Annotated in this window: 6 protein-coding genes and 1 pseudogene; 4 read left to right on the forward strand and 3 right to left on the reverse strand. The window is 73.2% G+C overall.

All coding sequences use genetic code 11. From position 1 onward, the window contains the following. Positions 1-120: 120 nt before the first annotated feature. Positions 121-984, forward strand: a complete 864-nt coding sequence (locus KUM38_RS38920; RefSeq protein WP_254398437.1) for a site-specific recombinase — start codon at positions 121-123, stop codon at positions 982-984. Between the two features lie 32 nt (positions 985-1,016). Next, positions 1,017-1,139 (forward strand): hypothetical protein, encoded by a 123-nt coding sequence (locus KUM38_RS42620; RefSeq protein WP_051956616.1) that lies wholly within the window; start codon positions 1,017-1,019, stop codon positions 1,137-1,139. 115 nt (positions 1,140-1,254) lie between these two features. Here KUM38_RS42620 and KUM38_RS38925 read toward each other — a convergent pair whose 3' ends face one another. Next, the gene (locus KUM38_RS38925; protein ID WP_217136881.1) at positions 1,255-1,434 is read right to left on the reverse strand and encodes a hypothetical protein; all 180 of its coding nucleotides are present in this window, start codon (positions 1,432-1,434) and stop codon (positions 1,255-1,257) included. A 231-nt stretch (positions 1,435-1,665) separates the two neighbouring features. Between KUM38_RS38925 and KUM38_RS38930 the strand changes: the two are divergent. After that, positions 1,666-2,939: pseudogene (locus tag KUM38_RS38930) on the forward strand (IS256 family transposase); the annotation flags it as partial. 182 nt (positions 2,940-3,121) lie between these two features. Here the strand turns inward: KUM38_RS38930 and KUM38_RS38935 are convergent. Further along, entirely contained in the window at positions 3,122-3,670 is a 549-nt protein-coding gene (locus tag KUM38_RS38935; RefSeq protein ID WP_217136885.1) for a YciI family protein, read from the reverse strand. A gap of 1,393 nt (positions 3,671-5,063) precedes the next feature. On the opposite strand from KUM38_RS38935, the gene KUM38_RS38940 reads away from it, so the two are divergent. Continuing rightward, positions 5,064-5,396 carry a beta/gamma crystallin domain-containing protein gene (locus KUM38_RS38940; RefSeq protein ID WP_217136882.1) on the forward strand — a complete coding sequence of 111 codons (333 nt, stop codon included), beginning with the start codon at positions 5,064-5,066 and terminating at the stop codon, positions 5,394-5,396. A gap of 1,893 nt (positions 5,397-7,289) precedes the next feature. Here KUM38_RS38940 and KUM38_RS38945 read toward each other — a convergent pair. Beyond that, a complete protein-coding gene (locus KUM38_RS38945) occupies positions 7,290-19,097 on the reverse strand; it encodes a lonely Cys domain-containing protein (protein WP_217136883.1) in 11,808 nt (3,935 codons plus the stop codon). Positions 19,098-19,992 lie beyond the last annotated feature (895 nt).

A 19,992-nucleotide genomic window follows, 5' to 3' on the forward strand; every position in this document is an offset into this window, starting at 1 on the left:
CGGGGCGAGATGTACGCATTTACTGCGACAGTGCCGGAAGGGCGGGGCGGCGTGACGATCGAACCGGCGACCGAGCTCGGGAGCGGGGGGGGCGCACTTCGGTTGCCGCGCGCTCGGGTCGTGCCCCTGTCCGCCCCGCCGTCGTCGTACACCGCGGCGGTCGAGCGCTACCTCACTGGCGCGGGCATCGCGAAGTCCTCCGCGCGGATCTACCGGATCTCGCTGACGACGTGGGGATGGATGCTCACCGGCGAACCCGCGCCGACCGGACCTCCCTGCCGAGGCGCGAAGCCGCCCGTCTTCCCCGTCGCCGCGATCGACGACCCGGCGCTGCCGGAGGTCCTGGCCGAGCTGGCCGCCGCGCGGGCGGACGAGATGGACGCCGACACCGTCAACCGGGAACTGTCCATCGCACGCAAGGCGATCGGCTGGTGGCAACACCAGGGCTGGATCGACGGAGACCCGACGATCGGCATCGAGCGGCGGCCGGCACCGCCGGACCGCACCAAGGCTCTCGCGGAGAACCAGATCACCGCCCTGTGGCGCCTCGACGTCGCACTGCGGGAGAAGACCCAATGGAAGATGCTCTACGAGTCCGCCGCACGGGCCGACGAGGTGTTGTGCCTCAACGTGGAAGACCTCTACCCACAGGGCAAGCGCGGCAGGATCACCGCCAAGGGCGGGGCGACCGAGTGGATTCACTGGCAGTCCGGCACCGCCCAGCTGCTGCCCCGCCTCATCGCCCGCCGCACCCGCGGCCCGCTGTTCCTCACCGACCGCAAGGCCCCGGCCGGAACCCCGACACTCGACGTGTGCCCGGAGACCGGCCGGGCCCGGCTTTCCGCCGGGCCCGGCTTTCCTATCGCCGGGCTGAGGAGATCTTCGAGGAGAACACCCGGCTGCTGGCCAACCCCCTCGTCTCATCCGACGACATCGAGGACCTGGACGGCTGGACGCTTCACCGGCTACGTCACAGTGCCCTGACACACGACGCGGAGGACGGCACCTCTACCCCGATGCTGCTGGCCCGCTCCCGCCACGCCTCCGTCCGCTCCCTGGAGCGGTACGCCCGTCCCGGCGTCGACTCGGTAGCCCGGCACGTCGCCGAACGCGACCCCGCTGCACGCCGCCGCACGTAAATCCGAGCAGATCAGGGCTTCAAGATCATCCCGTTGCCCCTTTGGCGCGTATCTCGGTCACACCCCTTCGTGGCCATCAACCGCGTGGACTCCAGGAAGTCCTCAGGCCCCATCTTCAGTCCAGATGCATGGCCACATAGACAGGGTCGTTATACGGCAACCGCTTGGGTTGGCTGTCCTCCGGCTCCTCTTCCGGTCCTGCTGCGTCACCGGTCGGGTCGTTCCGCTGTCCGGGCAGCGCCGAAGAGGGCTCTGTCGTCTTCTTGCCGCCGTTCAGTGTCCGGCGCTTCTGCACTGAGGCGCCCGTAGTGTCTGCCGTCTCGGAACCGCCGGATGGTTTGTTGTCCGTGGACAACGAACTCGGCTGCTGACTTGTCTGTGGGCGATGGGTTGCGTCCTGGGAAGTGGTGTACGGGTTCCCACCTGATCCGGGCGTTTGGCTCGGCGTCGGAGTGAGTGTCCGGATATGAGAACGGCCACCGGCTGATCTTTCAAGACGACCAAGTCTTCGAAGGAGATCAGCACGATGACCGCACCCGACAGTCTGCCCCTGCACACCCTCGCGGAAGACAATCTCGCCTCGGCGAGTCCGGATCTGCTGCGCGCGATGGTCAAGACGTTCGCCGACGCGCTCATGTCGGCGGAGGCCGACGCCCTCTGCAACGCCGAGTACGGGCAGGTCAGCGAGGAACGCGTCAACCATCGCAACGGCTACCGTCCGCGCGAGTGGGACACCCGCGCCGGGACCGTCGAACTCGCCGTTCCCAAGCTGAGGCAGGGCAGCTACTTCCCGCACTGGCTCCTGGAACGCCGCCGCCGGGCCGAACAGGCCCTGATCTCGGTGGTCGCCACCGCCTACCTCCTCGGCGTCTCCACTCGCCAAGTGGAGAAGCTCGCCGAGTCCCTCGGGGTGACGCAGCTGTCGAAGTCCCAGGTCAGTGCGATGGCCAAGCACCTGGACGAGCAGGTCGCCGCCTTCCGCAACCGGCCCCTGGACGCCGGTCCGTACTCGTTCGTCCGGGTCGACGCGCTCACGCAGAAGGTCCGCGAGGGCGGTCGCATCGTCAACGTCCACGCCCTGATCGCGGTCGGCGTCAACGCCGACGGACACCGCGAGATCCTCGGCATCGACGTCGCCACCGCCGAGGACGGCGCCCGGCCGGCTGGCCTTCCTGCGTTCCCTGATCGCCCGCGGCCTGTCCGGCGTCCAACTCGTCATCTCCGACGCCCACGTCGGCCTCGTCGACGCGATCGGCGCGGTGCTGCCCGGCGCCTCCTGGCAGCGCTGTCGCACCCTCCCCCACGCCCTGAACGGGCGCGGGCGGTACCCCCATCGCGAGGAACTTGCTGAGCCAGGTGCCGAAGTCGGCCCAGCCGTGGGTGGCGACCCTGTTGCGGACGGTCTTCGAACAGCCCGACACCGACGCGGTGAAGGCCCAGATGGCACACGTCCTGGACGCCCTGGAGGCCAAGTTTCCCAAAGCGGCAGCCCACTTGGACGCCGCTCAGCACGACCTGCTGGCCTTCACCGCCTTCCCGTGGGAGATCTGGCGGCAGATCTGGTCGAACAACCCACAGGAGCGGCTGAACAAGGAGATCCGCCGCCGCACCGACGTGGTCGGCATCTTCCCCGACCGCACCGCCGTCATCCGCCTCGTCGGCGCGGTCCTGGCCGAACAGAACGACGAGTGGACCGAAGCCCGCCGCTACATGGGCCGCGACCTCCTCGCCAAGGCCCGACTCCACCCGATCGAGTCAGAAACCGACGACACCACCCCGCCCACCGAACTCACCGCACAGCCTCAAACGAGATCACCGAGTGGCCGTCGATACACCACTCCAGCGGACGTGACCCTGGGCGGCCATGGCCCGGTAGTCCGGGCTGCCCGCCCACCAGCGGAACCGCCCGCATCGCCACTGTCACCGCTCCTGTCCCAGGTCGATGTGGTCCGGGGATGACATCAACCCGGTGCCTTCGTGGCTCACCGGCGCCCGCCGAACTCCCAGTGGTAGACCTCGATGTCCGCATACCGGTCCGGATTCAGGAGGGCTCGTGCCGTGTCCGGATCCGGGGCCCTGAGCAGCACCGCCGTACCCAGCCAGGTGTCGCCGTCGTCGGACAGCAGCGGCCCGTACGCGACCAGTTCGTCCTGGTCGGGCGGCAGGGCAAGGCCGGCGGCCGGGCCCTCGCCGAGGCCGAGCACCAGGTAGCGGTTGCCACCGCTTGGGCCACCGGGGAAATCCCACATGGTGCGCCCCAGCACGTTGCGCCAGCGGCGCAGCAGCACGTCCCGGTACGCGCCGGCCTGGTAGTTGGGCTCATCGAAGGCGAACGCGCGGGCGGCGGCGGGATCGGGCAGGTCGACGATGTGCACGCTGCCGGTGGGTGTTTCACCGTCATCGGCGAAGGTCGGGCCGCGAGCGATCAGCTCTTTCGCGTACCGGTCCATGTAGGACCAATGCTCCTCCAGCAACTCCTCGCGTAACGCGAGGGAGCCAGGCCGATCACGGTGGTAGCAGAAGAACTCCATGACCACAGACCCTTCCTTACCGAGGACACCCCCTCAACTGGCTTTTGGCAACGATGAGCCCGCTCTCCAAACAAGGCAACATCCCGTGTAACGGCGTAGCCATCACGCCGCGCCCTCACAACCAAGTGGCATGCCAACACGGCTGCTCTGCAGCCGAGTGACAGAAACAGCGTCCGGCGCCGGCATCCCCAGCTCAGGACGACCCACAGCCCACGGGCGAGGCAGGTAGCCCTCCTGGCGCGGTATGCGGGCGAAGCTGTTCCCCGGCAATGGCGGCGGCCGTCAGCGCCGTGCTGCGCCAACGGAGCCGGAGACTGGCCGCGTACTGGTCGTCCTCCTGAACGAGCGGGCACCACAGGATCTGCAACAGGTCGGTGCCACGGGGAAGTCAAGGCCGGGCACATCCCCTGCATACAGCTGGACTACCGGGATCATCGTGACCGGCTCCGGCCCTACGGACGCGTCGAGCGGCTTGTAGTGGTCCGGATCGGCGCACATCGACCAGGGCTCGTCGGCTGGCCACAGCAACGCCCCCTGGTAGAACTGTCCGGCTGCCCGGCCCGGGGGGGGAGAGCTGGGTGACCTCGCGCGCCATACCGATCAGGCCCCGGAAGGACTGCCTCGACATCGAATCGAAGGGAAGTGGAGCCAGCGGCCGGGGCGGCTGGTGGCCTGGGCGGTGTCCTGCTGCGTGCGCCCTGACAGCATGGCGTCTCCCGCTGCCGGTGGTCGTAGCGCTGCCGAGCCCAGCCCTCGCCCCGACTCCCGTTGCACCCCGTTCAGCCCGTCGGCGACAGGCCCGCCACATACTGACGCTATCCGGGAGTTCGCATGCCCAAAGCCCGTCCTATGACGGCACTCCGAACATGACGCACACGTACGGCACCTGGACTGCCAGATCAGCGACATGTCATACACGACAGCATTCGGTAAAACGGACGCCGCCACCAGCAGTCCGGCCGCCAGCGCCCACCGCCGCCGCACGCCGCCACCGTTCCTTCTCCGCGAAACGAGTCATGCCTCCCCCTGTCGTCCGCCGCGGTGCAGTGGTGTGGCAACGGCTCCCGCGGCCGGCCGGTCGGCCGGGCCCGTGCGGGAGTTCCGGAACTGTCAGGAAGAACGGTTTCGGGGGTGTTTCGGTTCGCGGCGGGGTGCCGCGCACCGCACGGATCCGCCATCGCGCCCTCACCGTACGTACCCGGGCCGCCCCCGGGCGGCTCCTCCGCGCGGCACCGGAAGGCTTTCGTCCACTTTTCCGGTTGCCTGTCGGAGCCCCGTCAAAAGTAATGCGACGACGGGTGAACCCTCAGGTGGGGGCCTTCGTCCTACGAGATGGGCAGCGGCTTCGGCCACTCACCGCCCGAACTGCACAGACTGGATGAAGGACATTCACATGAAGCGCTCGCTCAAGCGAGTCCTGGTCGCGGCCGGCTCGACCGCGGCTCTCGCGGTCAGCCTCCCCGTCAGCACCGCCGCCGCGATCAACACGGCGCCCTGCGGCGACCGGAACGACCTGGTCAAGATCGAGTACTACAACGGGGGGAGCTCGGTCTGCTACGCCAACGCGGGCTCCATGAACGTCAACATCCCCGAGGTCTACCGGGTCTCGACCGGCAACAACAACGTCATCTTCAGGACGAACGTGGGCACCGAGATCGTGGGGAAGTGGAAGACCAAGAGGGTGGTCGAACCCGGTACGACCATGACCAGCCTGCATATCCTCTGACGCGTCCACGCGTTCGGGACACGGCACCGAAGAAGCGGGGTCCCGCGGCTCAGGCCGCGGGACCCCGCTCCGCTTCCCCCACCCGCCCACAGGGCCGAACATAATCCCTCCGCCGGAAGGAGGGCCGGGGCATGATGGAGCCACGTCCAGGTCCTGCGGGTGTGGCCGCGCCGGGAACGAGCGCCCGGTGTTCCGGGTCCGGACCGCGCTGCCCTCCTGCCGCCGCGGGCCCCTCACCGTATCCGCGGACGTGGTGGTCCCGGACCTCGGGCCGGCCGTGCCGTCGCAGCGCGCGGGGCGGTCCGCGCCCCGCCCCGCTTCCGTCTCCTTCAGCTGACCCCCGTCCCGCGCCACGGGTGCGGAGAGGGATCACGCGCGCCCGCCGGGAGGGCCCTGAACAGCGCGCCCTCTCCCGCCTCCGCCGACGGACGACGGGGAGGACAGATGTCCCTGCTTGACGTTTTCAGCCGACGTGTTCCGGTCCTGGGACGGGGCGACCGGTCCGGCGGGACGCCGAGTGCCGGCCGGTCCCGCGACGCGCGGGACGACAGCCGCGAGGAGGCCCCCTGTCGGCAGCCCCGGGGCCGCCCCTGCCCCTGCGCCGGCGGCCCGGCCGGGGAGGGGCAGTACGGGACGCCGCCGTGCGGCTCGACGCCGCCGGGATCAGGCTGGTTCGCGAGAACTGGGAGTACATCGAGCCCTTCATCGGGTGAGCCGCGGCCGGTCCCGTCCCCGCCTCAGGGGAGGGGACCGGTCACGCCCGTCCGCCGGGAGGCGAGCCCTCCCACCGCCCCGCCCCGCGTCAGGACACCGCCTCAGGACACCGCCGCCGGAGTCACCGGAGCAGCCGCGGTGGCCGGAGCCGCCGCCAGGGCCGTGGGGCAGACCACGGGGGTGCCGTGCACACGGCTGTCCATCCCGAGGTCGTCGTACTTCTTGTCGATGTCGGCGATCTGGCGCTCTGGCTCTGTCGATGACGAGGAGCAGCGTTTCTCGGGCAGTTCGGGAGGCGTTGCCCGCGTCGAGTATCGATGGCTTCGGACCGCAGCTCGGTGCCGGCCGGCGAAACGCCGTGTGCCGCTCGGACGCGGCTCGGGACAAAAGCGCTGGCTACAGGCGCAGGTGGCGGCCGTCGTCCTGCCGTTGCCGAGTGTCGGTGGATGCCTCCCGCTCTCGTCGACATCGAGATCCGAGCCCGGTGAGGGCATCCCGAGGTCGTCGACAACTGCTGTCGTCTGACGTCGACAAGGCCACGCAGCAGCACCACGCCGTCGACCTCCTCGAGCGGAGCCGTGCCGGACGGCCGCCCGGCACGGCCGTCCGCGGTGTCACGTGCCGGCGCGCCGCCGCCGCGCCGGGAGAAGAGGGTGGCCCACCGGCACATGCGTCGCTCTCCCCCGTGCAGCCGCCGGCCGCCGTCCTCGCACCGCGCCGGTGGTCTGCTCGCTCATCGTCTCCTCACGGGCCTCAACTCGCTCGGCGGGTCCCGAGCCGCCCTGGTCGCCCGGCCCGGAACCTCCCGCCTCCGCCGTCCCTCCCCCGGAGCGTCACCTGCTCCCCGGTGGTGCGCCGGTGCTCCCCGGTGGTGCGCCGGGCACCATGGCGGGAACGGACGGAAGACGGGGGACCGGCACGGGCCGTGAGGAACGGCTCGGGCACAAGGGGGAGTGCAGCGGCCCGGCGCCGCCTCCGGCCCGCACGGGCCATCGGACGGGGGCACTGCGCCGCTCACGGAGTGCCGCCCCCATCCCGTCTACGACGAGGGAACCGGATCGGTTCACGGCGCTCGCGGTGTTTCCCCGGCGAGCGCCCCGCGCCGGGGAAACACCGCGAGCGCGGGATCACGACGCGGGGCCGCCGTCCCGGCGGGGGCCGGGATCGCGACGGGCCTGGTCACGAGGTCGCGACGGGGGGCATGGGCCGGGTGATCGTCGGGAGCGGTCGGGGGGTCCCGGCGGACGTGGCAAGCGGTCCGGGGGTGACCGCCTCCACGTCCCGTACCACCACCGCCCGCCAGCGGTCGCCGGCCGGGGTCAGCAGCACCGTGAGGCCGGACGACGCCCCCGGCGCCCGCGGACCGGCCCCTTCACGCCCGGCGAACACGACCCGGCAGCCGAGCCTGCGGCCGAGCAGGCCCGCCACCGTCTCACCGGCCGGACCGCCCTGCCGGCACACCTGCAGCCAGTACCGCTGCGCGATGGTCAGCGGGACATCGGAACCGACCGCCACACTCCCGCCCGTGAGGACCGCCTGCACCTCCACGCGCCGGTCGAACGGCACACCCGCCGCCCGGAGTTCGTCGAGAGTCACCGGGCCGCCGTCCGCAAGCGGTTCCGCCCCGGCCGGTACGTCCGCGTCGGTGATCACTCCGCCGGCCCACGCCCGCAGCGCCCCGGGGTCCGGGGGGACGGGCGCGGCCGGGTCCATGCCGAGTTCCCGGCCCACCTCCGCGGTCAGCAGCCCCGGTTCGCCGCGGGCCACCGCCACCAGCAGCGCCGCCGCCGGGTCGTCCCCCTCGCCGTGGCCCCCGACGTACGGTTCGGCGGCGTCGCCGTCTCCGCTCTGCGCTCCGTCGTACGGTCCGCCGGTCCCTCCCGCGGGCCACCCGGGTTCCCCTGTACCCCCGGAGCCCCTGATGTCCCCTTCCCGTGTTTCGGACGTCCGCTCCGCTTCCCCCGACCGCTCCTCGCCCTGCGCCACCGGGGGCGGCGGAGCCAGGACCGCCGGACCGGCGTCGCCGTCCTCGGCGAACAGCTCGGGCGCCGCGTCCGCCACGCCGTCGGCGAGGGTCTCGCCGTCCGGGGCGAGCGGGAGTTTGGCGTACAGCGCGTGCGGGACGTCCACGCTGAGGGTGCCGCCGGGCCCGGCGATCACCAGGCGGGCGTCGACGCGGTAGTGGCGGAAGCGGCGCACGCTCTCCTTGTTGCTCTCATGGGTCTCGCCGAGTTTGCTCTCGTGCTTCTCCCCGTCCTCCACGCCGATCAGTTCGAACGGCGCCCGCTCGGTCATCCGGACGTCGCCGTGGGCGGCGCCGCCCTCCGGGCCCAGCGCGAGATGCCAGCCGGAGGAGCGTTCCCCGCTCGCCTTGACGGCGTGCTCGTCCTGGCGGTACCGCCGGGCCTTGTACTTCCCCGTGCCCTCCTGACCCGGGATCAGAGGATGTGCGGCGGTGGGTTCGAGACCCACGACGACGGTGGTGTCCCCGACCGGCACCACGTACCTGCCGGCCAGCAGGTCGCCTATGTTCGCCCGCAGCATGCCCTCGCCGGTGTAGTGCCGGTACAGCAGTTCGGGCAGGGTGCCGGGGACCGGTCCGGGCGGGGGCGCCGGGGGCCCTTCGGCGGCCGGGCCGGAAGCGGTGTACCCGGAGCGGTGGCGGGCGGCCAGGGGGATCCAGTGGGCGGCCACCGTGGCGGCGGGGACCGCCCAGGGGTGCAGGGCGTCGGCCAGTGCCCGGGGGACGTGCCGCATCGGGGCCGCGGCCGGGGTGGTGCCGTCGCCGGGCAGCAGGCGTGGGATGCCGTACGGACGGCGTGGATCCGGCACCGGGGCGGCCCGGTCCGTCGGCACCGTCAGTTCGGCGGGGACCAGCAGGCGTACGTCGCCCTCGACGCGGGGACCGCCGTCGGCGTCGCTGTCCGCGTACCAGACCCAGGGGCGGGCCGCGTACCACAGGCGTTCGACGCCGTCGGTGCCGAGCATCCGGCCGGCCGTCAGCAGCGCCCGCTTGGTCCAGCGGACCGGCGCCTCGACCAGCGCCGGCGGCTCGCTGCTCATGCCCATCTCGATCCGGAACCGCATCGGCAGGGTGAGTTCGTGGGCGGTTCCCTTGGTGGAGGTGCGCTGGATGTCCTTGACGTCGTGCTCGTCCGCCGTGCCCCGGCCGGACTTCCTCCGGTACCCCGCGGCCAGTTCGCCGCCGACGTGCCGGTGGCCGGACGTGACGGCCTGCGCCCGGAGGTCGAAACCGATGCTCCCCTCCGTGTCGGACGAGGTCCCCGTCTCCTCCTTGAGCACCCCCTCGCTGCGCAGGGTCAGGGCCACGTCGGGGCGCGGCCGGTCGCCGGTCTGCGGGAGGTGGACACCGGTGACGTTGATCCACAGGTAGCCGGTGGAGCCGAACAGGCCGGGCACCGGCAGCCAGCGCCGCACCCCCGAGGTGATCAGCAGGGGGTGCTGGGCCTCCAGCCGGTGCGAGGCGTAACTGCCGCGCAGCGTGCGGGTCAGCAGGTCGGGCCGGTCGCCCGCCGGGTCGTCCCGCAGCACGCCACGGGCGCGGAGCATGGCGCGGATCCCGTCCAGCACCTGGTCCGCGCGCAGCAGTTCGGGATGCGCGACGCCCGTGAGCATGGCCGGGTGGGGGACGGTACGCGCCTCGGGCGGGCGGGGGGCGGGCACGGCCGGGACCGACGGGCCGGCGGGCGACGGCTCCGGGGCCGACGGGTCCCCGGGCACCGCCTCCGGTGCCTCCGGGGCCGCCGGGGGCTCCGCACCGGCCCCGGGCCCGGTGTCCGCCGGGCCGTCGGTCACCGGCGGGAGCAGGTCCGTCATCCGGCGTTCCGGTACCAGCAGGTCGAGGGCGTCGGTGACCGCCAGGTAACGGGTCTTCTCCTCGCGCCTGCGTCCCCGCCAGCGCACGGCGGTGACCTCGAAGACCGGGGTGGCCCGCACGGTGTGCGTGGTTCCCCCGTAGGTGGCCCGGGTGATCATGACGTTGCCGAGCTTGCGCTTGCGGTCCTCGGACCAGCCGCGCCGGTAGCCGAAGGGGAAGAAGAACGTCAGGCGGCCGGCCGGGCCCGCGTGCCCGTCGTCGTGTGCGGCGGCGGTGCCGGAGCCCCCGCCGGACTCATGGGCGGCCGGCCGGCTGCCGATCCGCAGTTGCGGGCCTGCCAGCCCGGACAGTCCGACGCCCCAGTGGGTGTCGGTGCCGGTCTCGTGGAAGCCGCCGGCCTGGAGGTAGTGCTCGATCTCCGCCTCGCCGGCGGCCGGCCCGAGGTCGTCGGGCCGTACGGCGGTCAGCCGCAGCCGGATCGCCTGCTTGAACCCGTCGCGCTCAGGCAGGTCGATCACGTGGCCGCCCTCCGTGTCGGCCAGGTCGGCGATCTCGGCGGCGAGTTCGGTGGCCGTCGTGCCGTCGCGCAGCGCGTCCGGCCAGTTCCGCCAGTCGGCGGCCCACTCCCGGGCCCGCTGCGGCGCCATCCCGCCCAGCAGGGCGTGCAGATACGCCGCCAGCCGGGGCAGTTCGGGGATGTCGAGGAAGACGGGATAGATCCCCGAGGTACCGCCGCGCGCGAAGTCGACCCGCCGCAGGCCGTCCTGCGGCGGTGTGGCGCCGATGTGGTGCGACCCCGCGGCGGCGAGCCGCGCGGGGGTGGGCGGGACGGCGGGGACGTGCACGTGCGGTACGTCGACCAGGGCGACCAGTTCACCGGGGCGGTCGATCCACCACTCGTCCGCCGTCCCCGGGCCGTCGCGGTCGGGCCGGCTCAGCGACAGTTCGTAGACGATGTCGTAGGTGTGCGTGTCCACCGGGCCGACGGTCTCGGTGCGGCGGTAGGCCTTGGCGGTGCCGGACAGCTCGTGCTTGACGGCCCGGCCGCCGCTCCCCGTCACCCGGAAGGCGCCGAGCTGGAGCCGCAGCCAGTGGCGGAAGCCGAGGCGGGCCGCGCCGCCGCCGCCGAGTTCCAGGGACCACTTCTGCTTGCGGTGACCTGCGGCCGTGCGTTCGCTGATCAGCCGCGCGTTGATGGTCCTCGGGTACGCCGCCGGCAGGCCGGCCGGGTCGTCGTGCCGCTCCCGCAGATGGGCGCGGACCCCGACGCGGTAGCGGCGGCCGTCCACGGTGACCTCCCGGGTGAAGCCGCGCAGCAGTCCCGGCAGATCGCCCTCCAGCGCCGGGGTGCCGAAGAACTGGGCGAGGTCCCGGTCCGTCGTCGCCCAGTCGGCGTGCCGGGCCCGGGGACCGAGGTCCTTGCCGATCGCCCAGCGGAGCTGCTCCAGCACCAGCTCCGAGCCCGGCAGGCCGACGAGCATGCCGAAGCCCTGCCCCCGCCGCAGGGCCAGGGCGAGCGGTTCGCGGGGGTGCGGCGGCGACAGCGGGGCGTCCAGCCGCGCCGGGCGGGTGGTCACGCGTACCGGGTCCGTGCCGGAGGCGCGCAGCAGGGCCCGCACCCACGGGTGGGCGTCCACCGGTCCGGGCGGCGACGCCTGCGGGAGTGAGGGCCGCTGCTGGTCCTGACGCGGACGCGGCGGGCCCGGGAGGGCCGGCGCGCCCAGCAGGTGGTGTTCGAACCCGGCCGCCTGCGGCTGCGGCATCCCGAGCTCGCCGGGGACGGTGACGGTGACCGGGGGAATCGTGTGCGTGGGCGACTCGGTGGTCACCGTCAGCCGCAGCCTGGTGCGGTACCGGGCCTGTTCGGTCCTGGTGGTCAGTACGGTGTGCGAGGAGGTCTGCGCGGTCAGGCCGTGGCCGTCGGAACGTTCCGACATGCCGCGCAGGCCGAATGCCGGGAAGACGCCCTGCCGGGTGTGTCCGCCTCCCGGGTGGCCGGACGCGCCGTGCCCCGGTGTCCCGTCACCGGACGCCGGGTGGCCGCCTCCCTCGGTCAGGCCCAGCACACTGAAGAAGAAGCCCAGGCCGCCGCGGCTGTGGCCCTCCTTCTTGCGCTGTTCCGACCGGCCGCCGCCCAGGTCGTCGCGGACTCCGACGCCGCCGGTGGTGCCGAGGTACTGCACGGCCTCGATCTCCGCCCGGATCCGGAAGTGCCCGCGGAAGGACCTCTCGGTGGTCTCCCCGGCGCGCGTGGTGTTGGTGAGGTCGCCGGAGGTCAGCAGCCAGCGGCCCCGGTTGAGCACCGACGTCTCGTTGAGGGTGGTCTGGACCTGTTCCATGATCTGCTGGACGGTCCCGGCGCGCAGCCGGGCGGCCCGCAGGGCGCGCATCAGCCCGGCGACCGCCGCCGTGGTGTCCAGGGCGTTGAGGACGACGTGCGCCCGTGGGGGACGCGGGGCGGGTCCGCCGGGATCCGGCCCGGTGGCGGGGGCAGCGGGCGGGGGCGCCGCGGCGTCCGGGCGCGGCGCGCCGGGCGCGGTGTACTCGGCGGGCAGGTTGAGGACCAGCGTCCGGGGGGTCACGACGTCGTGCGGGAGTTCCTCGCCGTCGACGAAGATCCTGATCTGGAGATCGGCGTCGAAACCGGTGGTGGCCCCGATGAACGGTTTGCGGCTGGAGATGACGCTGCGGCCCCACTTGCGGACCTGTTTGCGCGAGGTGCCCGCGCTCACGGCCGGCAGGCCGGGCAGGATCGCGGCGGCGGAGCCGGAGGAGACCCCGATCGCACCGAGCAGCGTCGCCTCCAGCCCGTGCGCGACCTCGTGGGACGTCTCGCCCCCGGTCGAGGTGGCGGCGAAGCCCACCGCGTACTCGCGCACCTCCGCCTTCTCCGGGGCGGGCCGGGGGCGTGGCCGGGCGGGCCGGGGACGCAGCCACACCAGCCGGCCGTCCACCACCAGCGTCCGGCCCTTGGCGAGCAGTTCGTCCCACTCCCGGGGACCGCCGGTCAGGAGCAGGTCGCGCAGGGCGGGCCGGAGCCCGACGAGCAGGGCCTCACCGGCGCCGCCCGCGCGGCGCAGCGCGCCGGTGATCTCCTGGGCCCAGTGGGTCGCCCGGTGCCCGGGCGGCGGATCGGCCATCTCCACGAAGGCGATGCCCAGCGCGCCCTCGTTCAGGTACCAGGGGGCCTCGGGCGCCGGTGACGGCTCGGGTGCGGCGGTGGCCGAAGGCGGCGGCGCGTCCGGAGTCCCGGCGACCCCGGACACCGTCTCCGGCCCGGGGCCGGAGACGGTGAGCACCCGGGCGTTCCCCGGCGGCCCGGCCGCCGCCCGTTCCGCGGGCGGAACGACCGCGGGCTCCGGGCCGTCGTCCTCCCCGCCCCGGCCGGTCCCCAGGTCCGGCCCCGGGTGCACCAGCACCGGCTCGGCGTACCGGCCGGGTTCGGAGACGTAGACGCGCGGTGCCGGTGGTGCGGGCACCCCGGCAGGCCGCCCGGCCGCTCCGGCATCTCCCCCGGTGGGCCGCAGCGGCGGACCGGCCGCCCGGTGGGCGCTCATCGTGCGGACCCGCTCGGCCGCCCAGACGCCGTCCCCGGGACCGGCGTCCGTGGTGGTCCGGGCGGTCGTGGTGGCGGCGGCCGGAACCGCCCGCCCGGAGTTGAACTGCGACGGGTCGGCGAACGCCGACACCTCCTCGTCGCCCACGGTGTCGGTGACCGCGTCCCGACCGTCACCGGCACGCGCCAGAGCCGGGGGGCGCGGGACGTCGGCGGTGACGACCGTGGCTGTCGGTCCCTCTCCACGCACCGCGCCGACCGCGGCTCCGCCCTCGATCAGGCTCCACAGCCGGTCCAGATCGGCCGGGGTCAGCCCGTCCGGGCCGGGCGTCCAGGTGTCGCCGTCGCCGAGTCCCAGCTGTCTGCCGATCTGCACCGCCAGCTCGCCGGGCGGGGCGTCGGCCCTCCACCGGTGCCGGGTCGTCGGCCGGCCGTCATCACGGCCGACCGGTTCCACCCGCAGGTGGGCGCCCTGACCCGCCCCGACCCGCTCCACGGTCACATGCAGCCGGCTACTGTCGGGGAAGCGATGACCGGGCCGGTTGAACAGCTCGTCCACGCCCTCCTCCACCCGCTGCCACAAGGCCTCCAGCTCCGTGGCCGGCACCGTCCCCGGGCCGAACTCCACGTCGACCGTCAGGTCCTCGACGCCGTGTATCTCGATGGGCAGGTCACGCCGGTCGAAGCCGCGGTCCTGTCCGGTCCGGCTGCTCCTCTCCGGGCCCACCCTGCGGGGCATGACGACCAGCCGGGTGATGCGCAGGGGGTGGAAGTGCGGGCGGCGGGGCAGCAGGCTCGTCCAGGGCTCGCCCTCGGCCGTCGGCGAGCCCTGGGCGCCGGCGGCCGCGGTGATCATGTGCCGGCCGTCCCGGTCCGCGAGCAGCGCCGAACCGGCCTGGTTGATGTGCGCCATCCGGCCGGTGACATCCGCCGTCGCCTGCGCGAGGCGTTCCGCGCCCTGCCGGTCCGCCACCGGTCCCACCAGCACGATCTCCTTGACCTTACCGCCCTTCAGGACGGCGGCGATCAGGTGGGCGAGGGCCTCGTGGGTGGTCTTCATGGAGCCGCCCCGGGCACGGACGACGACGGTGTCGGCCCTGATGTCGGCGACCTCCACGACGGTGAAGGAGTGCCGCCACAGCCGGACACCGGTCGGCCGGAGTGCGCCCGGCCCGCCGACGGCGATTCCCTCGGTGTTCAGCTCGCGCACCACCGTGCCCGCCAGGGAGAGTCCCCTATGGGTCCCGTCGCCGGCCAGGATCAGCTCTGCCACCTTGAGTACGCCACGATGCTTCAGGTCGTAGCCCGCCCACGCCGCCGGACCGGCGTCCGGATAGCCGTGGGCGTACGCCTGCGACGCCCGTATCCACAGATCCCGCTGTACGGAGGCGTCCACCACCGTGTCGTCGGCCAGGTGCAGCGCCGCGCGGGCGACCTGGTCAGGACCGTACGTCTGCGCGGCGCCGACGATGGCCGCTCGGGCGCGGACCAGGGACCAGAAGGCCCGCGTCCGGTCGGTGTCCGCCATGGCGCCCGGCGCCCCGCCCTGCCCCTGGTGCAGGACCAGCCGGGTCAGCACGTCCCCGCCGGTGTCCCTCCACTCCTGCGACGTCGAGGACATCGGCATGTACGAGGTGAGAGCCCTCGCACCCGTCAGATCCGGTGAACGCACCCACTGCGTCGCGGCGTTCAGCAGACCCCGCCGCAGTGCCACCGGGTCGGTGCCCTGCGCCACCTGGTAGTGACGGGCGAACGCCTCGGCGGCGGCGTCGAAGAAGTCCATGGTGAAAGGTCCGTGGACGCTCAGCTCCGGGACGGCACACCGCAGCCGCTCCAGCGCCCCGATCCCCACCACCCATTCGCGGTTGCGCTCCGCCAGCGGACCGAACGCCCTTCGCAGCGCCCGCACCAGACGCAGCGCCGACGGCACCGGCCGCACCGCCCCCTCCAGTGCCCGTACGGGCACCGCCCCCTCCGGTGTCTGTACGGGCGGCTTCACCTTCATCACCTGCGCGAGAGCGCGCAGCTCCGCGCCCTTGGGTTCGGGATCGAACGTCCGCCATTCGTCCAGCGCCCCGTCGAACCCGGCGTCGATGGAGGAATGCGTCCACTTCCCCACGTCGATGCCACTGACGGGGGTGGGAGCGGCCAGCACGCGGTGCCCCACCGCGTTGGCGAGCTCCTGTGCCGGAGCGGGCGTCAGGAGCGGATCGGCCGTACCGGCCCGCAGCGCGCCTTGGTAGCAGGGCTGCAGCAGCACCACGGTCCGGTGTTCTTTGGGTGCCCGTCGGTTCAGGTCCATGAAACTCGGACGCCGACTGATCCAGGCACCCGCCTGCCACGGGTCACCGTGCAGCGTACGGCCGTCCGTCAGAGACCAGAAGATACGGCCGTGGCGGTCGCCGTGCGCCATGAACTCGTAGACGGGTGTGCCCTGGGCCACCAGGTCTGCCCAGGGTGCGCGCCGGATGGCCACGGGCGCCCTTGTGACCGGATCCGCGAAGACGTACGTCATCGCCGCGGCGGTGATCGGAGCGACCGCTTCCCACAACTTCCACTCCTGTGGGCCGACCGAGGCCCGGCCAGTGGAACGGTGGTCCGCCGATCTTTTCTCATGGGGCACCACGGGATAGGTGCGCAGTTTTCCGTCCGGCACCCACTCCTCGTTGTCATCGGTGTCCCTGAGCCACTGTCCGGCCATGTTGTCGTGCTCGGGAAGCGGCCCGAGGCCGGGCGGCGTGAGCAGCCAGTTGCCCCATGGCGTCACTGCCGGATCGTCCTTGGCCAGGGCGAGGTGAACCGGCGCGCCGGGGTTTTCGGGGTCGGTCAGGGCCAGATCCGCGCTCGGTGCCCACACCGGCGCCCCCAGCGCACCGGCGAGGGTCCGCGGCAGCAGGGCGCCCCCTGCGCCGGCTTCCGGCAGCGCCAGCAGAATCTCCGCGTCCGGCGGGAACCCCGGGTCCTGTTGCTGGTCCCGCCGCAGCAGTTCGGCCAGGACCAAGCCGTCCACCCAATGGGCGTTGTCGTCGTCCAGCCTCACCTTCACCCGGTCCGCGTCGCCGTCCGCCAGGAGCAGACGGACCGGCCGTCCCGCCCAGGGAGCCTGCCTCCGGCTGCCCCGCGCACCGTGCTTGTCCCCGTTGATGTCGACGCTCAGCCGCGACACCACGCCCAGGTCCACCGCACCCGGCGGGTCCTCCCGCCAGGTGCGGCCCACGACCCGCCCCGCCGAGTCCCGGACCAGCGTCGCCTCCGACAGCGCGCCCCCGCGTTCCAGGAAGAACACCGCCAGCTCCATCAGGCTCGCGGCCCGCCCCTCCCCCACCGCCTCCTGGACCACGTCCAGAACCGTCTCGTACTCCTCGCTCTCCAGGTCGAAGTTTTCGTCCAGGGACAGCACCCGCCGGGTCGCCTCGTCCATCCGGTCCATGTCGAACGGGCCGTCCGGCAACAGGCCGCGCAACACCCCCACCGCGGACAGCATCCGCGGCCGCTCCTCCTCGTCTTCGAGGAGCTGGTCGACCACCGCCTCCACGTCACTGTGAACGCCACCCCCGTCGGTGTCCGAGATCACCGTTTCGGTGTCCGAGATCACCGAATCCGAATCGGAGAAGTCCGCGTATCTCTCACGTCCCGAGTTGAAGAGCGACGGGTCGGCGAGGGCCGTCTCCGTCACCGCTGGCGGCGTCCGGGGCATCACGGTGCCGTTCCCCGACCGGTCCCCGGCGGTCCCGGAGGCCGCCGGGACCGGGGCGGGGGTGAGGTGCCCGGCCGCCGCACGGCCAGCGGGGGGTGACGGGGTCGTGGACACGGTCGCGGTGTCCGGTCGGGCGAGGCGGGTGAGGGCGTCGGTGAGGGTGTCACCGGGGTGTGAGGCCCGGTGCCGCTCCAGCAGCCGGGACAGCTCCCGCGAGGTGAGCGGGCCGGCGTCGGCGGTGTTGCCGGTCAGGCGGGTGTTCTCCCAGGCCATCGCCCCGCGCATGAGGGTTTCGAGCTCCGCCTTGCGGGCGGAGTCCCAGCCCAGGTCCGCGCCCGCCTCCCGGCGGATCGCCCGCAGCCAGCGCCGCGCCCGCTCGGCCGGCCGGTCGGCACCCCGGGCCAGCCCCGCCCGCCGCGCCAGCGCCTCCAGCTCCACCGGCCCCGGCTCCGGATAGAAGACCAACTCCTTGTGCTCGGGCTCCTTCAGACTGTCCGCCATCCCGATCCGGGCCGGCCTGCCCGCCGACGGCCCCACCAACGCCACCTCACCGGTGTAGGCGTCTATCACATAACCACTGGACGTGGCCGCTTCCTGCCCGAACGGCACCCGCTCCAGCGGATCTCCCCCCTCCGGCCGCGCCCCGCCACCACAGGCCAGCAACCGCACCCGGGCACCAGGCCCCAACCGCACCAGACTCGGCCGATGCCGCAGCAGCCGGCCCAGGCCGCGTCCGTCGGTCAGCCCGGTCCGGCCATCGGGCAACGGCAGTTCCACACCCCGCGGACCGATGTGCAGGGCGACGGTGTAATCCGCCTCCGGCCCCTCCAGTTCCTCCAGCGGCCCCTCCCGGCCCTCCACCGGATCCCAGATCACCTGGTGCCGCACCGCCGGCAGATGCCGGTAATGCTCCCGCCGGCGTTCCATGTCCTGCTCGGAGAACCACGCCCGCCCACCACCCGTCCCGGCACCGTTCCTGCCCGGCAACGGTGTCGAAAGCAGCACCTCACCACCGGTCAACGCCGCGAACACCGACTCCTCCGCCGACGACGGCACCTGGGCGGGCGGTGGCACCAGCGACGACACGACGGGCACGGCAGGCGCGGCAGGCGCGTTGGACGACGGGGTGGGCGCCGGGGAAGCACCGACGGACGGCCCGTCGGACGAGGGCGCCTGGACGGTGGGCGCGTCGGACGAAGACACGTCGGCGGGAAGCGTGCCGGCGGTGACTGCGCCGGTGGACGGCGCCTGCGCAGAGGAGACCGCCTGGACAGAGGGCGCGTCGGAGGAGAGAACCGGAACAACCCCGCCACCGGCCACCGTCCCGGCGGCCGGCAGCACAGAACCCGTCCCGCCGTCCCGCGCGGTGTCCTCGAAATCCCCGGCCGGCCCGGCCACCACGTCGGGCGAGGCAGCCGAAGACGGCACGGCACCCCGGAAACCCGCCGGGGACAAACTCCCGTTCCCGGCGGGAAGGTCCGGCGAGAGCGCGGCGGACGGCACCGGCAGGGCGACCGCATCGAAACCCGTATCCCCCGGTGCCGGCCCGGCGGCCGGCGCGGCGACCCCTTCCCGGCCGCCGACGGGAACACCGTCGCCGGTGAGAGCGGCGAAGACGTCCGGCGCGGTGGCCGAACGCTCCGGCTCGGAATAGTCGGTGTCCACGGAAGTCACCGACGCCGTGTCGCTGACGTCGCTGTCCCACACCGACGAGACGACGGACTCGGCGTCGTCCGAGAAGTCGCCGTCCACGAATACCGCGTCGGCCGTGAACGCGTCGTCGACCGTGCCTGCCACTGCACCGGCCGCCGAGCCGGTGTCCGCCGCCCGGCCGATGGACACCTGACCGGACGTCACGTCGGGCCGTGTCCCCGGCACCACACCGGTGTCACTCACCGCCCATGACGCAGAACCGGCAACCGGTACCACCGGCACCGCCGACGACGCCGGTGTCGACACCGGCGTCGACACCGGGGCGGCGCCCGGTACCGGAGCGGGCACGGCGGGCGTGGACGCCGGAAACGGCGCGGTCCCGGCGGGCGACGTCCCGGGAAGTGCCGTCGGAGGAGGGAGAGGGCTGACGGTGGAGGGCGGAAGGGCACTGGCAGCCGCGGCGGGGGGTGGGGTGGGGCTGACGGTGGGCGGGGGGACAAAGGCCGCGGCGGGCGGCAGGGACCCGGCCGCCACGGCCGGCTCCAGCCCCGCACCCACACCCGGCAGCCTCTCCAGCACCCCCAACCCGTTCACCCCACCCACAGCACCGGCACCCACACCGGCACCCGCACCGACACCGTCACGAACGGAGGCATAGCCGCCGCCACCCGAAACGAACACCCACTTGTGCAACCCCTTGCCCACCCCCACCGCACCCACCAGCACCAACGTCACCGTCACCGCCGACAAACCCGCCTGACCCGCCGTCTGCACACTGAACACCCACCGCCCCTCCAACACCCCCACCGCGAACATCCCCCCCAAAGACTCCGCACCCCCCTCCACCACACCCGCATGCACCGACCGCAGCGGCACCGCGAAAACCAGCCGCTCCTTGAACACCTTCCTCTCCACCCGGTCCACCACCCCCCGCGTGGCACCCCCCAACACCTCACCGAACAACCCCGCGAACGCACCGAACAACGCGTCCTGACCCACCCGCGACCAATCCACCCCCGACGGCCGCGCCACCACCGGCCCCGACGCCATCGTCAGCAACCGCGCCGCCAACGACTGCAACGCCTCCTCCAACGCCTCCAACGGCGCCCCCACCAACGGCACCACCGAATGCGACAAC

The organism is Streptomyces sp. AC558_RSS880, assembly GCF_019049255.1.
Taxonomy (GTDB): Bacteria; Actinomycetota; Actinomycetes; order Streptomycetales; family Streptomycetaceae; genus Streptomyces.